Origin of the sequence: Actinomadura latina NBRC 106108, from assembly GCF_001552195.1 — a bacterium.
GTDB lineage: Bacteria > Actinomycetota > Actinomycetes > Streptosporangiales > Streptosporangiaceae > Spirillospora > Spirillospora latina.
On the sequence record NZ_BCQS01000047.1, the window covers coordinates 24,003 to 45,348 of the forward strand.

At 69.6% G+C, this 21,346-nt stretch carries 15 protein-coding genes; 9 read left to right on the plus strand and 6 right to left on the minus strand.

What is annotated here, in order from left to right:
• Nucleotides 1–224 precede the first annotated feature (224 nt).
• The 3 genes from AL2_RS34980 to AL2_RS34990 all read left to right on the plus strand — a co-directional run bounded on the left by AL2_RS34980 (nucleotide 225) and on the right by AL2_RS34990 (nucleotide 3,113).
• Nucleotides 225–794 (plus strand): TerD family protein, encoded by a 570-nt coding sequence (locus AL2_RS34980; protein ID WP_067641451.1) that lies wholly within the window; start codon nucleotides 225–227, stop codon nucleotides 792–794.
• 5 nt (nucleotides 795–799) lie between these two features.
• Nucleotides 800–2,425 carry a TerD family protein gene (locus AL2_RS34985; protein WP_067641453.1) on the plus strand — a complete coding sequence of 542 codons (1,626 nt, stop codon included), beginning with the start codon at nucleotides 800–802 and terminating at the stop codon, nucleotides 2,423–2,425.
• A gap of 85 nt (nucleotides 2,426–2,510) precedes the next feature.
• Nucleotides 2,511–3,113: a TetR/AcrR family transcriptional regulator gene (locus tag AL2_RS34990; RefSeq protein ID WP_067641455.1), complete on the plus strand. Its 603-nt coding sequence runs from the start codon at nucleotides 2,511–2,513 to the stop codon at nucleotides 3,111–3,113.
• A gap of 24 nt (nucleotides 3,114–3,137) precedes the next feature.
• Here the strand turns inward: AL2_RS34990 and AL2_RS34995 are convergent, their stop codons facing one another.
• Entirely contained in the window at nucleotides 3,138–3,635 is a 498-nt protein-coding gene (locus tag AL2_RS34995; protein WP_245667125.1) for a MarR family winged helix-turn-helix transcriptional regulator, read from the minus strand.
• A gap of 239 nt (nucleotides 3,636–3,874) precedes the next feature.
• Here AL2_RS34995 and AL2_RS35000 point away from each other — a divergent pair, with 239 nt between their 5' ends.
• Complete coding sequence (locus tag AL2_RS35000; protein ID WP_067641459.1) at nucleotides 3,875–5,143, plus strand: extracellular catalytic domain type 1 short-chain-length polyhydroxyalkanoate depolymerase; 1,269 nt, start codon at nucleotides 3,875–3,877, stop codon at nucleotides 5,141–5,143.
• Nucleotides 5,144–5,275: 132 nt separating this feature from the next.
• Here the strand turns inward: AL2_RS35000 and AL2_RS35005 are convergent, their stop codons facing one another.
• Together AL2_RS35005 and AL2_RS35010 are read right to left on the minus strand one after the other, a co-directional pair.
• Nucleotides 5,276–6,538 (minus strand): extracellular catalytic domain type 1 short-chain-length polyhydroxyalkanoate depolymerase, encoded by a 1,263-nt coding sequence (locus AL2_RS35005; RefSeq protein ID WP_083947230.1) that lies wholly within the window; start codon nucleotides 6,536–6,538, stop codon nucleotides 5,276–5,278.
• Between the two features lie 52 nt (nucleotides 6,539–6,590).
• On the minus strand, nucleotides 6,591–7,928 hold the full coding sequence (locus AL2_RS35010) for a glycoside hydrolase family 43 protein (protein ID WP_245667126.1): 1,338 nt from the start codon (nucleotides 7,926–7,928) through the stop codon (nucleotides 6,591–6,593).
• 658 nt (nucleotides 7,929–8,586) lie between these two features.
• Here AL2_RS35010 and AL2_RS35015 point away from each other — a divergent pair.
• Nucleotides 8,587–9,633 (plus strand): LacI family DNA-binding transcriptional regulator, encoded by a 1,047-nt coding sequence (locus tag AL2_RS35015; protein WP_245667127.1) that lies wholly within the window; start codon nucleotides 8,587–8,589, stop codon nucleotides 9,631–9,633.
• A 93-nt stretch (nucleotides 9,634–9,726) separates the two neighbouring features.
• On the opposite strand, the gene AL2_RS35020 is transcribed toward AL2_RS35015, so the two are convergent.
• Complete coding sequence (locus AL2_RS35020; protein ID WP_067641465.1) at nucleotides 9,727–10,764, minus strand: cellulose binding domain-containing protein; 1,038 nt, start codon at nucleotides 10,762–10,764, stop codon at nucleotides 9,727–9,729.
• On the opposite strand from AL2_RS35020, the gene AL2_RS37910 reads away from it, so the two are divergent.
• Nucleotides 10,755–10,985 carry a hypothetical protein gene (locus AL2_RS37910; protein ID WP_157438568.1) on the plus strand — a complete coding sequence of 77 codons (231 nt, stop codon included), beginning with the start codon at nucleotides 10,755–10,757 and terminating at the stop codon, nucleotides 10,983–10,985. The two genes, AL2_RS35020 and AL2_RS37910, sit on opposite strands and share 10 nt — an antisense overlap.
• 156 nt (nucleotides 10,986–11,141) lie before the next feature.
• On the opposite strand, the gene AL2_RS35025 is transcribed toward AL2_RS37910, so the two are convergent.
• Nucleotides 11,142–12,599: an arabinofuranosidase catalytic domain-containing protein gene (locus AL2_RS35025; RefSeq protein WP_067641467.1), complete on the minus strand. Its 1,458-nt coding sequence runs from the start codon at nucleotides 12,597–12,599 to the stop codon at nucleotides 11,142–11,144.
• A gap of 343 nt (nucleotides 12,600–12,942) precedes the next feature.
• Here AL2_RS35025 and AL2_RS39945 point away from each other — a divergent pair, with 343 nt between their 5' ends.
• Together AL2_RS39945 and AL2_RS35035 are read left to right on the plus strand one after the other, a co-directional pair.
• Nucleotides 12,943–14,043 carry a glycoside hydrolase family 12 protein gene (locus AL2_RS39945; RefSeq protein WP_067641469.1) on the plus strand — a complete coding sequence of 367 codons (1,101 nt, stop codon included), beginning with the start codon at nucleotides 12,943–12,945 and terminating at the stop codon, nucleotides 14,041–14,043.
• Nucleotides 14,044–14,898: 855 nt separating this feature from the next.
• A complete protein-coding gene (locus AL2_RS35035; RefSeq protein ID WP_083947231.1) occupies nucleotides 14,899–16,377 on the plus strand; it encodes an arabinofuranosidase catalytic domain-containing protein in 1,479 nt (492 codons plus the stop codon).
• Between the two features lie 135 nt (nucleotides 16,378–16,512).
• On the opposite strand, the gene AL2_RS35040 is transcribed toward AL2_RS35035, so the two are convergent.
• The gene (locus AL2_RS35040) at nucleotides 16,513–18,912 is read right to left on the minus strand and encodes a ricin-type beta-trefoil lectin domain protein (protein WP_067641472.1); all 2,400 of its coding nucleotides are present in this window, start codon (nucleotides 18,910–18,912) and stop codon (nucleotides 16,513–16,515) included.
• Nucleotides 18,913–19,483: 571 nt separating this feature from the next.
• On the opposite strand from AL2_RS35040, the gene AL2_RS35045 reads away from it, so the two are divergent.
• The gene (locus AL2_RS35045) at nucleotides 19,484–21,322 is read left to right on the plus strand and encodes an RICIN domain-containing protein (RefSeq protein WP_067641474.1); all 1,839 of its coding nucleotides are present in this window, start codon (nucleotides 19,484–19,486) and stop codon (nucleotides 21,320–21,322) included.
• The last annotated feature ends 24 nt before the right edge of the window (nucleotides 21,323–21,346 follow it).

Consider the following 21,346-nt stretch of genomic DNA (forward strand, 5'->3'; position numbering starts at 1 on the left):
TTTGCGAGCCGCCCGGCGAACGTCACTATGCGGCCGCCCGCGCGGCGCGGACAAGGAACCTTCCACCGGTTTCACCCGCCGTCCCGCGGCCGGCGGAACGAGGTGACAACGGCGCGGCGGGCTGCCAGGCTTTGCACGCACCCGCCGTTTTCGTGGTGACCAGGTGCGTTGGGGCCGGCGCGCCCTGGAGGGCGGCGCGGCACAGGGGACAGGAGGCGACGGCTGTGACCGTCTCGATGGTGAAGGGCCAGCGGATCTCGCTGGAGAAGCCCGGCGGGACGCTGAACATGGTCCGGATGGGGCTGGGCTGGGACGCGGTGAAGAAGAAGGGGTTCTTCGGCTCCCGCGAGCGGGACATCGACCTCGACGCGTCCTGCGTCCTCTTCGCCGACGCCGCTCTCGCGGACGTCGTGTACTTCGGCAAGCTGGTCAGCGACGACGGCTCCGTCCGGCACACCGGCGACAACCTCACCGGGGCGGGCGACGGTGACGACGAGTCGGTCATCGTCGACCTGAACCGCCTCCCGGTGCACGTCACCTCGCTGGTGTTCACCGTCAGCTCGTTCAACGGCCAGACCTTCAACGAGGTGGAGAACGCCTTCTGCCGGCTGGTCAACGAGATGGAGGGCGGCGAGCTCGCCCGGTACACGCTGACCGGCGGCGGCGCCCACACCGCGATGGTCATGGCCCGCATCTACCGCCACAACGGCGGCTGGAAGATGAACGCCATCGGGGAGCCCTGCCACGGCCGCACGTTCCAGGACATGCTGCCGGCGATCGCCGCCCACGCCTGACCGCGATGACCGAACTCACCCGCGGCGCCAACGCGGCGCTGCCCGCCCGGCGGGTGACCGCGACCGTGACCTGCGCCGCGCCGGTCGACGTCAGCGCCCTCCTCGTCGGCCCGGACCAGCGCGTCCGCACCGACGCCGACCTGGTGTTCTTCAACGCCCCCGAGGCGCCGGGCGTCCGCTGGTCCGACGGCGGCGGCCCGCGGATCGACCTCGACCTGGACGCGGTCCCCGCCGACGCCGCCGCGGTGCTGATCGCGGTCAGCCTCACCGGCACGGCCGCGTTCGGGACGATGCCGCCGCCGCGGATCCGCCTCGCCACCCCCGACGGCGCCCCGGTCGCGGAGTTCGCCGTCCCCGGCCTGGGTCCGGAGAGGGCGATCATCGGCCTGGAGGTCTACCGCCGCGCCGGCCGGTGGAAGGTGCGCGCCGTGGGCCAGGGCTACGCCGGCGGCCTGGCCGAACTGGTCGCCGCCCACGGCATCGAGGTGGACGACCCGGGCGAACCGGCACCCCCGGCCACGCCGCCGCCCGCGGCCGCCGTGCCGCCCGCAGCCGCCGTGCCGCCCGCAGCCACCGTGCCGCCGCCCGCTCAGCCCGCTCCCGCCCAGCCGCCTCCGAGCACGGAAGTCGACTACCTCGAACGCTGCTGGCTGATCTGGGAGGACGCGAGCCGCTCGCTCGCCGCCTTCCGCGCCGCCACCGAGCACGCGCTGACCGTCCGCAACGAGGAGATCGCCGGACGCCGCCCCCGCGGACGCTTCGACGAGCTCATGGCCACCGCCGGCGAGCGCCTGCGCGCCGACGCCGCCCAGCTCCGCGACGAGCTGGCCCGGGTGGAGCCGCACGTCCCGGCCGAGGTCGCGCCGTTCGACGCGCCGTCCTGGCTGACCTGGCGGCCCCGCACCGACCTGGCCGACGGCGTCCTGCTCGGCCGGCTGTCCACCGCCGAGCTGCCCGACCTGCGGATACCGCTCGTCCTGCGGCTGCCGTGGCGGCGCGCCGTGTGGATCTCCCAGGGCACGGTGCCCGGCGACTCCGCCGCCTACGCCTGGTCCCTCGCCACCCGGTTCCTGGCCGCCGCCCCGCCCGGGCTGGTGGGCCTGGAGGTAATCGACGCGGCAGGCCTGTCGGGGGCGGGCTGGCTGCAGGGCTTCGATCCGGGCACGTCCGCCCGGCTGCTGGGCGGCGGCGTCGCCGTCGGCACCGGGGCCTCCGAGCGGATCCGCCGCCTGCTCGACCTGGTCGACCTGCGCCTGATCGGCGGCAACGACGAGGACCTGCCCGGCGGCGGCCCGCCCGTCCGCCTGGTGGTGATCCTCGACGCGGGCGCCGCCCTCGACGGCGAGGACGCGCACCAGCTCCTGCGCCTGGTCGAGGACGGCCCGCCGGCCGGCGTCCCGGTCCTGCTGGTGGAGACCGACACCCCGGCCGCCGAATCCGTGCGCACGATCCGCCTCCGGCAGTCCTGCAACAACCTGCCGTCCAGCGACGACGCCATCGCCGACTCCTGGGTGGGCACGGACTGGACGCTCACCCCCGACGTCCTCCCGGACGCCGCCGGCCCGCGCGCGCCCGCCCTCCTGAGCCACGTCCTCGCCCTCCACGCCCGCACCCTCACCTCCTACGACTGAGCGGCACGCCAACGGTTGCCATGACTTGACCTCCCCATGACGGGAGGCGCATTAAGCCATGGCGGATCTTGCGTAGCGTGACGGCATGGCGAATGCCATCTCACGGCAGCAGGTCATCGACGTGGCGACCCGGCTGTTCAGCGAACTCGGCTACGACGGAACGTCGCTGCAACTCATCGCGGACGCCATGGGAGCCGCCACCACGGCGATCGTCGAGGTCGCCGGGGACAAACGCGCGCTCTACCTGGAGGTGATGCACCGTGCCTTCGAAGCCGAACGCGCCATGCTCCAAGCCGTCGTCTCCCAGGCCGAACCCGGCCGCACCGCCGTCCACCAGATAGTCGACACCTACCTCGACTTCCACCTGGCGCACCCGCACAACCGCTCCCTGTGGGCCCACCGCTGGGTCGACGACGCCGCCGACATCGCCGAACTCGAAGACCACTACGCCCGCCCGCTCCTGAACCTCGCCGCCCGCAAGATCCGCGACGTGGTCCCGCCGGACGTCGACCCCTATTACCTGCTCGGCACCATGGTGTGGTGCGTCCACGGCTTCCTGGGCTCGGGCGTCCTGGAACGCACCCAGGGCATGCGCAGAGCCGACAACCCCCAGGCGGTGGCCTCCTTCCGCCACCACCTGCACGTCCTCATGGACCGGCTCCTGACCCCGCTCTCTCCCGCCGGCTAGGTCGCGCCGAGTCGCCTGCCGCGTTCACCGGCTCCGCGGAGGCGGTGAAGGGGGCACGGGGCCGGATCGCAGGGCATGTGCGCACCGCAGGAGGTCCTCGGCCAGCGACCGACGGGCGGCGGCGTCGATCTCGGCGAACATGATCGCTTCGATCTCGTCCAGCGCCCGGTCGCAGCGCCGCAGGACGTCCAGCCCCGCGCCGGTGACACGGGCGCGCAGCACGCGTCCGCCGTCCGGGTGGGGATCGCGGCGGATCAGCCCGCGCCGTTCCAGGTCGCGGATGACCAGGTTCATCGCCTGCGGCGTGACGAACGCGATGCGCGCCAGCTCCGCCGACGACGGCCCGTCACGCAGGCACAGCTCGCTGAGCGCCATGTACTCGGTCGTGGTGACGCCGTGCCGGGCGAGCTCATCGTCCAGGCGGGCCCGGATACGTCGCTCCAACCGGAACACCAGATAGCTCACGCGCGGCTGCGGCGCACCGTCCGGCCGGGCCGATGAGGGGGTACGGCGGTCGGTCACCGGAAGACCATACCCCGCACGCCTCAGGAACTGTGAGCGATGAAAGTTTCACGAATACATCGCAAGGATCTTGATATCAAGGCGCTTGATACCAGCGCAAACTCGTTACCCGTAATTCGACGGACCGCCGGACGCGCTAAAGCGTTGACGCTGATCGACGCCCCCTTTAGGTTTCGGCGATTGACACCGCCTCGATGAAATCGAGGCACCACGCCCCACGCCCGAACAGAGGAGGGCGAATGAAACGACTGACGACGATACTGGCCGGCGCCTGCACGGCGATGCTGTGCGCGGTCATGACGGCCGTGCTGCCGGTGCACCCCGCGGCCGCGGCCGGCCTGACACAGGTGACCGACTTCGGCGACAACCCGGGCAACCTGCAGATGTACGCCTACGTGCCCGACTCGGCCGGGACGTCCCCGGCGATCGTGATGGCGCTGCATCCGTGCGGTGGCTCGGGGCCGGGATTCTCTTCCTCAAGCGAGTTCGCGTCCCTGGCCGACCGGTACGGCTTCGTCGTGATCTTCCCGTCGGCGTCGAACAAGAAGTCCAACTGCTTCGACAACTGGTCCGACGCGTCGAAGGTGCGCGGCGGACGCACCGACCCGGTCTCGCTCATGTCAATGATCACTTATGCGGAGCAGCGTTATCACGGCGATCCGGGTCGGGTGTTCGTCACCGGCAGCTCCTCGGGCGCCATGATGACCAACGCCATGGCCGCGCTGTATCCGGAGGTGTTCAAGGCGGGCGCGGCATTCATGGGCGTCCCCTTCGCGTGCTTCCCGAACGAGGGCGCCTACCAGCCGGGAGGCAATCCCTCACCGTGCGTCGGCAAGACCGCCCAGCAGTGGGGCGACCTGGTGCGCCAGGCGAACCCCGGCTACCACGGGCCTTGGCCGCGGATGCAGCTCTGGCACGGCACCGCCGACACCGTCGTCTCCTACGCGGAACTGGCCGAAGAGATCGAACAGTGGACCAACGTGCACGGTGTGAGCGCCACGCCCACGTCCACCGACAACCCGCAGTCCGGCTGGACCCGGCAGCGTTTCGCCGACTCGTCCGGCACCGTCCCGGTCGAGGCGATCAGCGTCTCCGGCGCCGGGCACAGCCTGCCGATGACCGGCATGGCGCAGTACGCCGTCGAGTTCTTCGGCCTCGCCTCCGGCGACCCCACTCCGCCCCCGCCGTCCGACTCCACCTGCCAGGTCGGCTACACCAGCAATACCTGGAACAACGGCTTCACCGCGGACATCAGCATCACCAGCACGACCACCGTCAACGGCTGGACCCTGACCTGGGCCTGGCCGGGAGATCAGCAGGTGACCAGCGCCTGGAACGCCGACGTGACCCAGTCCGGCGCCCAGGCCACGGCTCGCAATGCCCCCTACAACGCCACGATCTCCGCCGGAGCCGCCACATCCTTCGGGCTCCAGGCCACCTACAGGGGAACGAACACCGCACCGACCAGGTTCAGCCTCAACGGCACCGTCTGCACGACGAGTCAGTAGTGAGCGCGGCCGGCGCCCCGACCGCGAACGAGTGGGGCCCTGCCGCGCGGTTCTCATGCCGTGCGACAGGGCCCGGGGGCCGGATGCCCGCGAACGCGGTACCCGGCCCTTCTCATATCGAGTGGCGGTCACTCATCTTGAGGTGCTCACTGTGCAGGTGCTGCCGTTGAGTGTGAACGCGGTGGGCGCCGCCGCGTTGCCGGTCTGGGTGGCCTGGAACCCGATGCCGGTGGAGGCGCCCGGTGCGAGAGACCCGTTGTAGCTCACGCTGGCGGCCGTGACCTGGCCGCTGCTCGGGCTGTAGGACGCATTCCACCCGGAGGTGATGGTCTGCCCGGAGGGCAGGGTGAACGCCAGGGACCATCCGTCGATCGTCGTGTCGCCGGTGTTGGTGATGGTGATGTTCTCGGTCATGCCGCCGGGCCAGGCGCTGACCGTGGGGGCGACGCGGCAGGAGGCCGGGGGCGGCGGGGGAGGTGTGCCGTCGTCGCCGTCCAGGCCGAAGAAGTGGATCGCGTAGGCGGCCATTCCGGGATGCGGCAGGTCGTGGCCGGCTCCGGCGATGGTGAACGCTTCGAGTCGCGGGGTGCCGGAGGAGTCGGCGAAACGCTGCCGGGTCCACCCGGACCGCGGGGTGTCGGTGGACGTGGGCGTCTGGCTGAGGCCCATGACGTTCGTCCACTGGTCAGTCTCCTCTTGCAGGTTCGAGTAGTTCAGCACGGTGTCGTTGGTGCCGTGCCAGGCCTGCACCCGCGGCCGGGGGCCGTCGTAGCCCGGGTAGGCGGCGCGGGCGAGGTCGCCCCACTGCTGCGGCGTCTTGCCGCCGCATCCGCTGGGCCCGAAGCATCCGTAGGGGACGCCCGAGAACGGCGCGCCGGCCGTGAACACGTCCGGGTTCACCGCGAGCAGGTTGTTGGTCTCCATCGCGCCGGACGAGAAGCCGGTGGCGAACACCCGCTGCGGGTCGCCGCCATAGTGCTGTTCGACGTAGGTCACCATGGACACGATCGACACCGGGTCGCTGCCGCCTCCATGGTGCAGGGCCGCGTCCGACCACACGTCGAAGCAGTTCGACATGCCGTTGGCACTGTGCGATGCCTGCGGATAGACGACGATGAAGCCGTACTGGTCGGCCAGCGATGCGAACTCCGTGCCCTGGAAGAAGCCGGGAGCCCAGCCGTTGCAGCCGTGCATCGCGACCAGGATGCCCGGATGGGCCTGCACGCTGTCGGGGATGTAGACGTACATCTGCAGGTTTCCGGGGTTGGCCCCGAAGCTGGACACCTGCGTCAATGCTGCCGCCGATGCCCGCGGCGCGGGCGCCGTGGCCACGCACAGTGCCGCGGCCACGATCACGGCGGCGATTCCGGCGAGCAGTCGAGTGATCCGTCTCACCGCATACTCCTTTCCGTAGGCCGGTCCACGTGTCAGCGGGTCCGCTCAGAGACTAGGAAGCGGCATTGAACTGCCACCAGTTCACGTTGAACAGGTAGCCGTTTCCGCCGGTGAACCGGAGGTACAGATCGTGGGTTCCCGTCGCGTTGTTCACCGGGCAGGACACGCTTGTCCATGTCTGCCATCCACCGGTGACCGGCACCCGGCAACTGCCCACGACCGTTCCGGTGGGGCCGTCCAGGCGCAACTCGATAGTTCCGCCGCTGCCGGCCGAGGCCACGCGTGCGGTGAAGGACCCGGCGCCGGCGCTGAAAGCGGCGCCCTTGACCTTGATCCAGTCCCCGTTCTCGATCCACCCGACGTTCATTCCGCCCTCGCTGGACGGCTCCGTCTCGATCCCGGATTCCCAGGCGATCGTTTCGGCCTCCTGGCGCACGTACGGGTTCAGCGTCCTGGCCTGTGGCGCTCCCGTGGTGGTCATGTTGATCGTGGGGAATCCGCCGTCCGCGTTGTAGGTGAACTTCTCCACGGCGACCGATCGGGTGAAACCGCCACCGCCTGGCAGCGCTCCGTTGTGGTAGAAGAAGTAGGAGGCTCCGTTGAAGTCGATGACGCCGGGGTGATTGGTGAAGCTGCTGCCCTGCGTGGGCATGATCGTTCCCCGGTAGGTCCACGGACCGGTGGGGCCGGGGGCCGTCGAATAGGCGATGAATTCGGAGCAGCATTTCGCCGCGAAGACGAGGTAGTACAGGCCGTTGCGCTTGTAGACCCAGGGCCCCTCCTCGAAGAGGGTCGGACGGTTCGGGTCACCGGTCCGGGTGCCGAACCCCGCCGTGGTGAGAGGGATCTGGGCCGGGCCTCCGGAGTAGGAGGTCATGTCGGCGTTCAGCTTCACGTACCACAGGTTCGGGTTTCCCCAGTACAGATAGGCCTGCCCGTTGTCGTCGATGAAGACGGTGGGGTCGATCTCGTTGGTCTCGACCAGGGGATGGCCGAGTGCGTCGCTGAAGGGCCCGGTGGGGCTGTTCGAAACCGCCACCCCGATCGCGAACCTGCCCGTCGCCCGGTTCGTCACGGGGACGTACCAGTAGAACCTGCCGTTTCTGGCGACGACCTGGCCGGCCCATGCGTTCGTGCTGGCCCAGCTGAACGTGGCGAGGCTCAGCGGAGAGCCGTGATCGGTCCAGTTCACCATGTCGTCCGACGACCAGACCCGCCAGTCCTTCATGGTGAACCAGGTGGAGTTGTCTTCGTCGTGGCCGGTGTAGAGATAGACCCGGCCGTTGTACACGAGCGGTGCCGGGTCGGCGGTGTAAATGTGCTGGACGATCGGGTTGTCGGCCTTGGCGGCAGCCGGAAAGAACGCCGCGACACAGATCAGGCTCACCATTACGGCGATCACACGCCTGGGTGTGCGGAGGTGGGCGAATTTCATGATGACCCTCTGGGGTGACGGCAACTTATCGGGCCGGGTCGGTCAGATCGCGGTCGGGTCGACCGGGTAATGTTATCGCTAACATTTGTCGACGCCTCTCCGTTCGGACAGGATGAGGTGATGGCTGAAGTGAATATGACGAGGCAGGTTCCGTCAAGACGTCGCGGCTGCCTGCCACGGCTCTTTCGCTCGGCGAGAGCTGTCTCACCTGGCCCAACAGGATGCGGTGGCGCTTGTCGCAGGGGCGTGCGGCGATGAAACGTTCATCAAGCGCGGCACGGTGCGAACGAGTGGCTCACCCGCTGGATAGCGCGCGCAACGGTTTGACTTCCAAGCAAGCGGCTACCCATTAGGCTTCGCACTCCAGCGACCAACTGATCGACCATGCCAATGCGTCCACGGTCTTTAGGAGCGCTCCCACTCCTCGGTTCGCCGAGACCGTAGACCAGTCCGGGATGGCTGGGCGAGCCCTCTTTCACGGCTTTCATGATTTTGATTGCCGATGGTGAACCCGTGTCAAGCCTCTTGACACGCTCGTCGCTCGATCGGATGCTCGGGAGCGCTCCCACTGCTCCCTCCCCGGCCCGGCCGGGGTCCCCGAAGGGAGTGCCCCGTGACGATCAGCGAACCCTCCGCGGCGCCGTTCGCCGAGGAGCCGCGCGGCCGCGGACCGACCCTCGCGCAGGTCGCGCGGCTCGCCGGCGTGTCGCCGGCGACCGCCTCGCGCGTGCTCACGGGCTCGGCCCGGGTGAGCCGCGACGCGCGCCGCCAGGTCGAGACGGCGGTGGAGCGTCTGGGCTACGTACGCCGGCGCTCGCGGTCACCGGATGCCAGGTCCTCCGGCGCCGTCGCGGTCGTGGTGTGCGACGACGGCTCGCGGGTCTTCGGTGACCCGTTCTATGCCCGGCTGCTGTGGGGCGTCCGGCGGGAGCTCGGCGCCGGCGGGCCGCTCGTCATCTTGACGGCCGGTCATCCCAGGGAATGGGAGACCACCGCCGATTACCTCCGCGGTGGGCGCATCGGCGGGGTTCTGCTCGTCGGCGCGCACCGTGACCGGCCGGTGGCGGTGATGCACGCGGCGGCCGGTGTCCCGATGGTACTGGCGGGACGCCCCCTCGACGATGTGTGCCTGCCTTATGTGGACGCCGACAACCAGGGCGGAGCGCTCGCGGCCGTCCGCCACCTGGTGACGGCGGGACGCTCCCGGATCGGCACGATCGCCGGTCCGGCGGGGCTCGCGGCGAGTGCCGACCGGCTGGAGGGGTATCGGATCGGCGCCCAGGAAGCCGGGATGGACGTGACCGGGCTGATCGGATACGGCGACTTCGGCCGCGTGTCCGGTGAGCTCGCCACGCAGCGGCTGCTCGATCGCCGTCCCGACCTCGACGCGGTGCTGGCCGCCTCCGACCTGATGGCCGCCGGCGCGCTGCGGGCCCTGCGCCGGGCCGGGCGGCGGGTGCCCGACGACGTGGCCGTCGTCGGTTTCGACGACTCCCCGCTGGCCCGGCGGGTGCGGCCGCGACTGACCACGGTGCGCCAGCCCGCGGAGGACCTCGGTGCCCGGCTCGCCCGCGAGTTGCGCGCCTGCATGGGCGGACGGCCATCCGCCGAGCGCGGTGTCGTGCTGGAGACCAAGTTGATCGTCCGTGAATCGGCCTGACCCGCATGACCGGTCGTCGCCCCGGCCATCTCGGCGCCGAGCATCCGATGGCCGACGGGAACGCAGCCGCCCGGCGGGACTTCCCAGCTTCACTCAGGACGCGGTGCAGGTGAGCGCGGGAATCTCGTTGGCGCCGGTCCAGGTGCCCAGGAACCCGAACTCGGTACTGGCGCCCGTGCCGAGGGGACCGTTGAAGCCGGCGTTGCGTGCGGTGACCTCCGATCCGGAAGAGGTGATCGTGGCGTTCCACGCCTGGGTGACGCTCTGGCCGCCGGCGTACCGCCACGTGACGGTCCAGCCCGTGATGGGGGCGCTCCCGGCGGTGACCTTGACCGACGCCTGGAACCCGCCAGACCACTGCCCGACCACGGAGTAGGTCGCGTCGCAGGCGCGTGTTCCGGGGTCCGTGCCGCCGCCGGGCTCGCCGATGCTTCCGGGCACGGACCGCAGCGCGGTGTACCAGGCGGCGGCCATCCTGTCGTATCCGGTGGCGTTGGGATGGACGCCGTCGGCCAGGTCGGCGGAGGTCAGCGCGGCGTGCATGTCCACCAGATGCACGTGTCCGCCCGCGCTGACCTTGCTCCGCACGATCTCCGGGATCGCGGCGTTGTAGGTCCGGACGGCGGCCTCCTGCGCCGACCAGGCGATCGGGATGATCGTCGCGACGAACACCTCGGCGGCCGGTGCGGTGGCGGTGATGTGGTCGATCAGCGCCGACAACCGGGCGGGCGCGCCCGCCGGGTCATGGTTCTGGAGGATGTCGTTGGTGCCGATGTGCAGCAGGACGGTGTGCGGGGTGGTCGCGCGCAGCCAGCCGACGACGCCGGCGTCGATCTGGTCGATGCGCCAGCCGGAGTGGCCCTCATGGTCGTGGTCGCCGAGTTCGGCCGGTCCGCCGGACAGCGACCCGACGAAGTCCACGCGGTAGTCGCCGTCCGCGAAACGGCGCCACAGGCCGGTCCGGTACGCGCCGGGGACCGTGATCCCGTCGGTGATCGAGTCACCCAGCGGCATCACCCGCACGCCGCCGTTGGACTCGGCGTGGGCGGTGCCGGCGCCCGGCACGGCAAGAGCGGCGGTCAGGACGGCGCCGAGCAGGATGCCTGCCCATCGCCGACGATGTGAACGCATTGCTCACCTTCCAAACGGGCGGGATGGGCGAAGCGAAAGTCATCCGTGCCTCCAGCGGCGCCGAGACGTCCGCATCCCTTGATCATGTCGACGACGTTAGCCCGAACATCAATGGCCGGATAGCGGCGCGGTTTCACGTCTCGCTCATCAGCCGGGTCATCCCAGGTCAAAGACTTCTTCACGACCAAGCGGAATCGCCCGTCGTCATGAAAATTTCATGACGACGGGCAAGACCGTCGATTAGGCCCTGTTGGGCGCGCACTTGGTTGCGCCAACATGCGACACCCGGCCGGGCCCAATCGTGGGGCACTCTCCGCGGGCGCCCGCGCGAACAGGGCGTCCAGCGCCGCCGCCTACCTGCAGATCAGGCTGCAGTACTAGGGCAGATGCCACTGCTGGTTGTTTCCGCCATTGCACGTCCACAGGACGAGCTGGGTCCCGTTGGCGGTGTTGTAGTTGGGGTCGTCCAGGCATTTGCCGGAGGCCGGATTGACGAGCCGGCCGTTGTTCGCCTGCCATTTCTGGTTGGCGCCGTCGTTGCACGGCCACCAATCGACGAGGGTGCCGTCGTTGTAGTTGGCGCCGGTGATGTCCAGGCAGCCGCCGCCGATGGTCAGGGTGCCGTTGCTGTTGACCGTCCAGTTCTGCGCGGCGGCGTAGCCGTTGCAGTCCCACATCTGCACCTTGTTGCCCGGTGTCGCGGCGGCGTTGTTGTTGTCCATGCACTTGGCGCTGTTGACTCCGGACGTGATCGGGCCGGTCCGCGAGCCTCCGGTGCCGGTGGCGTAGCCGGCGGCGACGATGCCGGCCTGGACCGCGTTCTCGGTGGCCTCCGACGGGTAGCCCGAGGTCATGACGCCTTCGTAGAAGGTGCCCGCCGAGCCGATGCTGTTGTCGCCGCCGGTGCCGAGGATGATGGCGCCCTCCTTGCGCATCGGGTTGTAGCCGGGGACGTTGGGCCGCGGCCCGTTGTAGTAGGTCGAAAGGCTTCCCGACTGGGCGTTTCCGGCCCGGATGGACCAGTGGTTCGGCTCGCCTTTGACGATGGCGGTGAGGAACCGGTGGTTGACGGTCGGGTCGTTGGCGTTGTATCCCGCGTTGACTCCAGAGAAGAGGCCGTTCTCCAGATCGGCCATGACCCACGGGCCGGGGCCGGTGCCGTAGCCCCAGACCTTGATGTTGCCGAAGTAGATGGCCTCCATCGTGCCGTTGCCGTTGTCCCGGCTGTTGGTCTCGGCGTTGCCGTAGTCGAAGCAGCAGCCGCCGTTGTAGTGAGTGCCGTCGAAAATGGCGTACATACCTTCTGGCTGGTCACCGGTGGCGATCCCGTTGGTGCGGTTGTTCCGGTAACCGGTGCCGGGGGCCACGTACACGCCGTACGCCTTGTTGCCGTTGATCGTGATCGGCGCGGCCTTCGCGTCCGCCAGGTTGTCGTATCCGCCCGGAGCCGGGCCGGGGAATCCGCCCGGGGGCGCCTGGGTGAGGTGGTTGCCTCGGCCGGACTGGTCGTAGAGGACGGTGATGAGGCAGTTCGTGTTGGCGCAGAACGAGTCCTGCGCGGCGGCGTTGGCGTAGCCGCCCGCAGTCAGCACGCCGATGTCGCGCGTGCCGTTGTCCGAGGAGCGCCGCACCTGGTACAGCGGCCCGTTGTACGCGCCGTACAGCGCCCGGGTGGTGCTGTGCGCGGCCACGCAGGGCGTGCCGCCCGCGGCGTAGATGTCACAGGGCTGCGATGCCGCCGCCGAGGCCCCGGTGACGGCGAAGCCGGTCAACTCACCCGCGGCGAGGACGAGCGCGCTGACCGCGACGAGCAGCGCCTTTCTCCAGAGGATCATGAGAAGCGGGAACCTTTCTCGATCGGCTGAGGATGATTGTTAGCGCTAACATTTCGGTGCGGACTCTAGCGGGATCGATCGCCGGTGGTTGGCCGGAGTAAATAGCGTGACGGGCCCGCCGTCAAGAGCCGTTCGAGTGCTTTGCTCGTCGCGGAGGGGACTGTCGCAGCTCAGCCACCACGCCGTCGCGTTCCGGGTGGACGTGTGGATGCAAGCCTTCACGGATTGTCCGCGATCGGCGCCCGTGGATCGCGTGAAAGACGATGAACCTGGGCTTTCTCGCGACCTCGGCGGCCGTTAACGTCTGCTGGGGAAGGCGCCCAAGCGACCTTAGGAGGTACGCATGCGGCTGAGAATATTCATCGCGCTCGCCGCCACCGTGGCCGGGTTGTCGGTCGCGGCCCCTGCGCACGCGGCGGCCGTGACGACCTGCAATGGCAACGACACAGTCACGATGCAGAACGGCGAGTACATCTACCAGCAGAACGAGTGGAACTCCACCGCGACACAGTGCGCCGACGTCGACACTTCGAGCGGTGCCTGGACGATCACGCAGACCGGTTACAGCCTGCCCACCAACGGCGCCCCCGCCACGTACCCGTCGGTCTTCAAGGGCTGCCACTGGGGCGCCTGCACCGCGAACAGCGGTCTGCCGATCCAGGTCAGCAAGCTGGGCAGCGCGACCAGCTCCTGGTCGACCACCCAGGTGCCCTCCGGCGCGTACGACGTCGCCTACGACCTCTGGTTCAACTCCACGCCGACCACCAGCGGGCAGCCGGACGGCACCGAGCTGATGATCTGGATGAACAGCCGCGGCGGCGTCCAGCCGTTCGGCTCCCGGACTGGCACCGCCAACCTCGCCGGCCACACCTGGGACGTCTGGACCGGCAACCAGACCTCCTGGAAGATCATCTCCTACGTTCTGCAGGGCGGCGCGACCTCGGTGTCGAACCTGGACGTCAAGGCGCTGATCAACGACACGGTGGCCCGCGGCTCCCTCAACCCCGCCCACTATCTGCTCGACGCCGAGGCGGGCTTCGAGATCTGGCAGGGCGGCCAGGGCCTGGCCACCAACAGCTTCTCCTTCAACGCCACCCAGGGCACGAACGACGGCGGGGGAGACGGCGACCCGGGCTCCGGCTCCGGCTGCCGCGCGAGCTACCACGTCGACAACGACTGGGGCAGCGGCTTCACCGCCTCGGTGACGGTGACCAACACCGGTACCGCCGCCACCAAGGGCTGGAAGGTCGCCTGGTCGTACGGCGGCAACCAGAAGATCACCTCCACCTGGAACGCCGCACTCACCCAGGCCGGGAACGCCGTGACCGCGCTCAACGCGTCCTACAACGGCACGATCGCCCCGAACGCCTCGACCTCGTTCGGCTTCCAAGGCGGCTACTCCGGCAGCAACCCCCCGCCAACGCTCACCTGCACCGCCAGCTGACCGGCCGTGCCCGGGCCTGAGCCGCTTCTCGGCCAGCGCCCGGGCCGTAGCAGGTCAGGCGGGACATCCCCGCTGGGGCTCTCCGCGGTGCACGTGCCCTGCGGATGAAAGTTTCACGCCGGCCGGGATACCTGCGGGCATGGCGACCACGCCGCGTCACGCCTGGCAGGCAGGTGTCGGACTGCTCGACGATCGCTCCCGACGGCGGCCGACCGGGCCTTGACACCGTCCGCCAACCCGGTCACGATCCCATCGAATCGATTCGCCGAACCGATTCGACATGATCCGTTCACCCCGTCCATCCCGCCACGACCGCGCCGACCAGCTCCCCCGAACCTGGGCACCTTCCGGCCGGCGCCCCCGGTGGCGGCCCGCGCCAGGTGAGCGGCTTCCGCGATGAACGGAGGTCACCTGTCGGCGATCTACTGCGGCACTGCCCGCCGGCTCGGCGGACGCGCCGGCACCGGCCGTGCGGTCCGCTGCCCAATGAATATTCTCCGATGCGGACCGATAGGCCGATCCTGCTCGTTACCGGCGGCGACAACAGCAACAGCGGCGTGGGGAGTTCTTCAAGAGGGCCACCTCGGACGGTTATCCGCCGGACGCGGCAGAGAATGCGACTCAGGCCGGTCTGGTGGCGACCGGCTATGGGCTCCGGGTAAGAGCGGCACTTTCCCGAGTGGTTGTCGCCAGTTGGTCGTCGGTAACACCGGCCCTCGGAGGGCTTTCGGGCACAGGCCGATGGGTTGGTTTCCGTCCTATCCCACTTAGGGAGTCAGAACAGTGCGTCCTTTCTCAGTTCTCCTGCCGGGCCGTGCGGCCGGCGGGCGCTCGCGGGCGACCGTCGCCGCATTCATGGTGGCGGTGGTGGCCGCGCTGGTGGCGGCCATGGTCGCGCCATGGCCGGCGTCGGCGGCCGTCACGGGCCCGTGCGACATCTACGCGTCGGGCGGCACCCCCTGCGTCGCCGCGCACAGCACGACCCGGGCGCTGTACGGCACGTACAGCGGCGACCTCTACCAGGTCAGGCGTTCGTCGGACAACGGCACGCGCGACATCGGCGCGCTGGGCCCGGGCGGCGTCGCCGACGCGGCGGCGCAGGATTCCTTCTGCGCCGGGACCACCTGTGTGATCACGGTCGTCTATGACCAGTCGGGGCATGGCAACGACTTGTGGTACCAGGGATCGAGCGTGGTTCCCGGTTCGAGCCAGAGCAGCCCCGCCAGGGCCACCTCCGAGTCGCTGACGGTCGGGGGCGGCAAGGCCTACTCGCTGTACATCAACTCCGGCAATAGCTATTGGCGGGACGGCCATCTGACGGGAGTGCCGACCGGCGCCGCCCCCGAGGGCATGTACATGGTGACCAGCGGCACGCACGTCAACGGTGGCTGCTGCTTCGACTACGGCAACAGCGAGACGACGAGGAACGCCGACGGCCCCGGCGCGATGGACGCGATCAACTTCAGCACCTCGTGCTGGTTCGGGGGTTGCTCAGGAACGGGGCCGTGGGTGCAGGCGGACCTCGAATGGGGCCTCTATCCCGGCGGCAGCCAGACGTGGAACCCGAACCAGCGGGCCTTCACCAGCAAATTCGTCACGGCGATGCTGAAGAACAACGGGACATCGCGGTTCGCGCTGAAAGGCGGCAACACCCAGTCCGGCGGTCTGACCACGTTGTGGGACGGCTCGCTGCCCAGCGGTTACAGCCCCATGAAGAAGCAGGGGGCCATCGTCCTGGGAAGCGGCGGTGACTGCTGCAAACCCGGCGGTGGCGCCAACCTCAGCGCGGGCACCTTCTACGAAGGCGCGATGGTCGCCGGTTACCCGTCGGACACGACCGAGAATGAAGTCCAAGCCAATCTGGTGGCGGCCGGCTATGGGACTCCGGGTAACAGCGGCGCTTTCCCGAGTGGTTATCACCAGTTGGTCGTCGGCAACAACGGGCTGTGCCTGGACGTCTACGGCAACACTACCGCGCCGGGCGCGGCGATCGATCAGTGGACCTGCAACGGGCAGGCCAATCAGCGGTTCCAGTTCCTGCCGGGTTCCAATGGATACGGCGAGCTGCAGGCGCAGAACTCCGGCCAGGTGGTCGGGGTGACGAACAGCTCCACGTCCGCGGGTGTGCCGGACATCGTCCAGCAGTCCCGTACCGGGGCGCCCAGCACGTTGTGGCGGCCGGTCGCGCAGTCTGACGGTTCTTTCGCGTTCCAGAACCAGAACAGCGGCTTGTGCCTGGACGTTTACGGCGCGGGCGCCGACCTCGGCCAGCAGCTCGACCAGTGGCCGTGCAAGAACGCCCCCGGCACCAACCAGGACTTCGTCCCCCGCTGAGGCCGAAGAGACGGATGGTGCAGGCGGCGTCACACACGCCCAGCGGGCCGGGCGAATCCGCCCGGCCCGCTGGGCTGCCGCACGCGGCCGCCGGCGGACCGGCGACCGGGGAGAGCCAGGTGCCCGTTGCGATCGTCAGGGGAGTGTCCACTTCTGGTTGGTCCCGCCGTTGCAGTCCCAGATCACCAGCTGGGTGCCGTTGGCCGTGTTGGAGTTGGGTACGTCCAGGCAGTGTCCGGACTGCACGCCCTTCAACGAGCCGTCCGGCTGCGGGCTCCAGAGCTGGTTGGTTCCGCCGTTGCAGTCCCACAGCTCGACCAGCGTTCCGTTGGACGTGCCCTGGCCGGTGACGTCGACGCACTTGCCGCCCGCTCCGCCGAGGCGCAGCATGCCGTTGCCCCACCACCACACCTGAGCTGAGCCGCCGTTGCAGTCCCAGATCTGGACGCGCGTGCCGTTGGCCGCCGAGCCGGCGTCGTCGTCCAGGCACTTGCCGGCCAGCCCCGACCTGACCGGGCCGATGTGCGGCTGCGACGCGCTGCCCGGCGTGAGGGCGAGGTCGTCGAACTGGTCGGTCTGGTAGCCGGTGACGCCGAGTCCGGCCTGCCCGATCGTGTACGAGGCGTCGGTGGCGCTGCCGACGGTCACCCCGTCGACGGTGCCGGTCAGCGTCGTGTCCTGGAGTTTCAGTGAGAGCCGGTGCCACCGGTTCAGCCCGAGCGCCGTGGTGGTCCCGCTCGCCAGCGTCGTGAAGCGCCACGAGGTGTCGCTCTTGACGATCGACCATGCCCCGGAATCGCTGACCCGGAAATGGTAGGCGTTGAGGCCGTTGTTGTTGGTCGCCTGGAGGTTGACGCGGCCGAGCAGCTCGACGCTGCCGGACTGCTCCAGCATCGCGTCCGCGGCGACCGTGTAGTTGCCCCACGAGCCGTCGCCCATGATCGTATAGGGGGCGTTGTAGGACTCGTTGGTCCAGCGGATCGGGGTGGTGGGAGCCATCTGCCGCACACAGGAGCCGGACCTGCCTCCGCCGCAGGCGACCCTCTGGAAGGCGCCGTTCATGTCGGAGAAGTACTTGGGCGAGGTGGTGGCGGCCGCGGTCTCGAAGTCGTCCGAGTACGGCAGGGCGAGCGCGGCGGCGGGCGGAGACGTCGCGGTGCCCTTGCCTTGGCCGGTCGTCGTCGTGATGGTGTAGACGGTCCCGGGCTGCAGGGTCAGGGAGTACCTGCCGCCCGAGGGCGTGACGTCCATGGCGTGCACGAAGTGGTCAGCCGGGTCGGAGGAGTTCACGTTGGTGGACCAGACGTGCACCTGGCCCGTGGACAGCCCGCCGGTGACGGTGAACGCCGCGGTCTGCGCCGCAGTGGCGTCCATCGTCTCGATGACGGTGGTGTAGTCGGAGCCGTTCGTCGACTTCATCGTCACGTAGCTGCCGTTCGACCGGCTGCCGCCGAGAAAGCCGCCGGCGGAGTCGATGTAGCGCCAGCCGGGCTTCGTGAACTGCGTGGTGTGCGCGGTGACCCAAGTCGTCTTGCCGATGGAGTAATGGCCCGACCACGGCTGCGCGGCGACCGACATGCCGTCGGTGCTGTAGTGGAGGTTCGGATAGAGCGCCGCGATGACCGGCCAGTTGATGTAGGAGGTCATGCGCCCGTCGATGTAGTCGCGGTTGATCGCGCGGGCGACGGCGGGGGCGCCGCCGTCGGCGTCCTCCGAGCCGTTCTCGCTGGCCCACAGCGGTTTGCCGAGGCCCTGGGCGGTGGACGTGCTCGGGCAGGAGGTGAACGCGGTCATGTAGCCGCACGGGTAGTGGGTTCCCACGATGTCGACCGCGTTCCTGAAGGCCGGGTCGGAGGCCATGGCCTCGGCGACGTCCCACCCGCTGTCGGCCGCGACGACCTTGACGGATCCGTAGCCGCCGGCGACGAGGGCCGACTTGAGCTGCTCGTACCAGCCGGCGTTCCAGCCGCGTTCGTTCCATCCGCCCAGGTAGTCGATGTCCAGGTTGTGCTGCTTGGCACAGCCGAGCCACGTCATCAGATAGTCGACCATGTCGCGGGACCAGAAGTTGCCGCCGCCGATCCAGCCGGGCGCGCCCCAGGCGAGGCCGTAGAGCCGGATGCCGGGGTTGCGGGCCTTGGCCTGCTCGGCCAGCCACCACTCGTACCCCTGGCCGCAGTCGACGGCGCCCCGCACGTGCTCGTGGCTGGCCTCGGCGCCGTCGGTGGAGTTGGTGTCCCCGCCGACCTCGATCTTCAGGGTCTGCAACGAGGCGCCGTACCCCGGTTTGAACAGGTAGTCCAGGAGCCGGCTGCGCTGCGGCTCGGGATAGTCGATGAGCAGCCGGGAGTTTCCCCCGCCGCCACTGATCGCGCCGACGCCGTCGAAGACCAGACCGGGGCCGGTGCCGTCCAGGGTGATCGACGTGGAGACCGCGGCGTGCGCGGAGCGGGCCGCGGTCACACCGGCCAGGGCGCTCACGAGGAGTACCAGGACGGCCAGGAGGGGGATGTGATGTCGTGCTGCCGGGGTCATGCGGACTCCTTCGAGGGGGGAGCAGGAGAGGGAGCCGCGTCGCCACTAACCGCCTCTGACCGACGTCGGCTACCGGAGGCCGACCCGGCTCCAGGGGTTCGTGGGCGGGCGGAGGGCGTCGTCGAATCCGTCGAATCGATTCGCCGGATCCGCCCGGATGCTACGGCCAGGTTGAGGAGCGGTCAATGGCGGGCTTCCCGGACTCGGCCGGCCCCCGCGAACCGATGGAAACGCGCCTGGTGGTGCACCCCGCGCCCGCGGCGGTCCTGCCGCCCGGACGACCGGAGCATGCGAAAGTTTCATGGCCGCCCGTGGACATGAGGCCGTTCCGCCTTTGCCTATGGCCACTCGGTGCATGCGAGCCATTGACATCCCCCGGGCCCAGACCTACGCTTCGCTCGAATCGATTCGATATCGTCCGCCATCGGACGGGACGCCCGTCCGCGCGCTCCCCGAGGTGCCGCCGGCCCGCGCCCGCACCGGCCCCCTGCCCGATCGCTCCCGAGCCGCCGGGCGCCTCATCGCCTGCCCCGTGATCCGACCACGCTCCCATCGCGAAGGAGTCACCCGCGTGGACACCACACTCGTCGGACGGCGCCGTGTCTTCGCCGCCGTACTGGCCATCTGCGCGCTCGTCGCCGCTTCCGTCGGCGTCCTCGCCGCACCGGCCCGCGGGGCGGACGAGTCCGTCGCCGTCGACTTCTCCACAGCGGGCGGGGCTCCGGCCTACCGGGCGTCCGGCTGGATCTACGGGATGACGGAGGACGCGTCGGCGCCCGCCGACCACTTCTACCGGGACGTCGGGTTCCGCTTCATGCGCGCCGGCGGGGCGCAGCTCGACAGCCCGGGCGGCTGGGTGTCCGGCAAGTACGACCGCCGGTGGGACGCGACCCGCGCGCAGATCCTGCGCACGCGGGCGCTGGGTGGTCAGTTCGTCCTGCTCGTCCACGACCTGTGGGGGGCCGACGGCTATCCGATCTCCCGCTTCCCCGGGGACAACGGCGACTGGACCGACTACGACGCCTTCCTCACGCGCGTGATCAACGATGTGCGGGCGACGGGCGTGCCGGTGCAGTGGGACCTCTGGAACGAGCCCAACATCACGCTCTTCTGGAACCGCCCCCAGTCCCAGTACTTCGAGCTGTGGCGGCGCGCGTACCAGCGCGTCCGGGCGGCCTTCCCGGCGCATCCGATCGTGGGCCCGAGCTGCGCGTGCGTCCCGTCGACGACGTACGCGTGGTGGAACCAGTTCCTCGACTTCGTCCGCGCCGACAACGTCGTGCCCGACATCGTCAGCTGGCACGCCCTGCCGGGCGACCCGGTGGCCAATGTCGCGGCGGCGAACACCACCCTCGATTCGAGGGGCATCCCGCACCCGCGCCCGTACCAGATCAACGAGTACGGGGCGTCCAGCGAGCAGAACCCGGGCGACGGCGCCTGGTACATCGCGCGGCTGGAGCGGGCCGGAGCCGACGGCCTGCGCGCCAACTGGGCGGGCGGCGCGAACCTGCACAACGACCTGGCGAACCTGCTCGTCCGCGACTCGGCGGGCCGGCATCTGCCGAGGGGCGAGTGGTGGGTCTACCGCTTCTACGGCTCGCAGACCGGCCGGATCGTCGACGTGACGCCCAGCTCCGCGTACGACGCGTTCGCCACCAAGGCGGACGGAGCCGCAAAAATCCTGGTCGGCGGAGGGGGCACGACGGGCAACCTCGCGGTCGCCCTGCGGCGCCTCGACTCCACGAGCGGCATCGTGCGGAACAACCAGGTACGGGTCGTCGCTCAGCGCATTCCGTACAACGGCGGCGGCGCGGTCCAGGGCCCGGTCACCGTTCAGGACAGTGTCGTGACCCTGTCGAACAACGGTACGACGATCAATCTGCCGCACAGCAACGCCGACGACACCTTCACGCTCACGCTCCTGCCTCCTTCCGCCGATAGCGGCTTCCAGTCCGTCGCGGTCGCCCAGCACTCCCAGCAGTGCCTGGACAACACGAACTTGAGCACTGCCGACGGCAACCAGCAGCAGCAGTACTACTGCGAGGGCGGCGACCAGCAACTGTGGGACTTCCGCCCCGTCCAGGGAGCCGAGGGCGCCTACACCGTCGTCAACCGGCAGACGGGAAAGTGCCTCGACGTCAACGGCGCGTCCACGGCCGACGGAGCCGCCGTCCAGCAGTGGACCTGTCTCAACGGAGCGGCGAACCAGCAGTTCACCCTGCGGAGGGTCGCCTACTCCGGCAGCGATCTCCGCGACTACCAGCTCGTCGCCCGGCACAGTGGCAAGTGCGTCGACGTCAGCGGCGTCTCGACGGCCGCGCATGCCCCGGTCATTCAGTGGACCTGCAGACCTGTCGGCCAGAGCAGTCCGCTCAACCAGACCTGGCGGCTCTGGGGCAGAGGAGCCTAGGTCCTCGGAGGCGAGCCGGCCCGG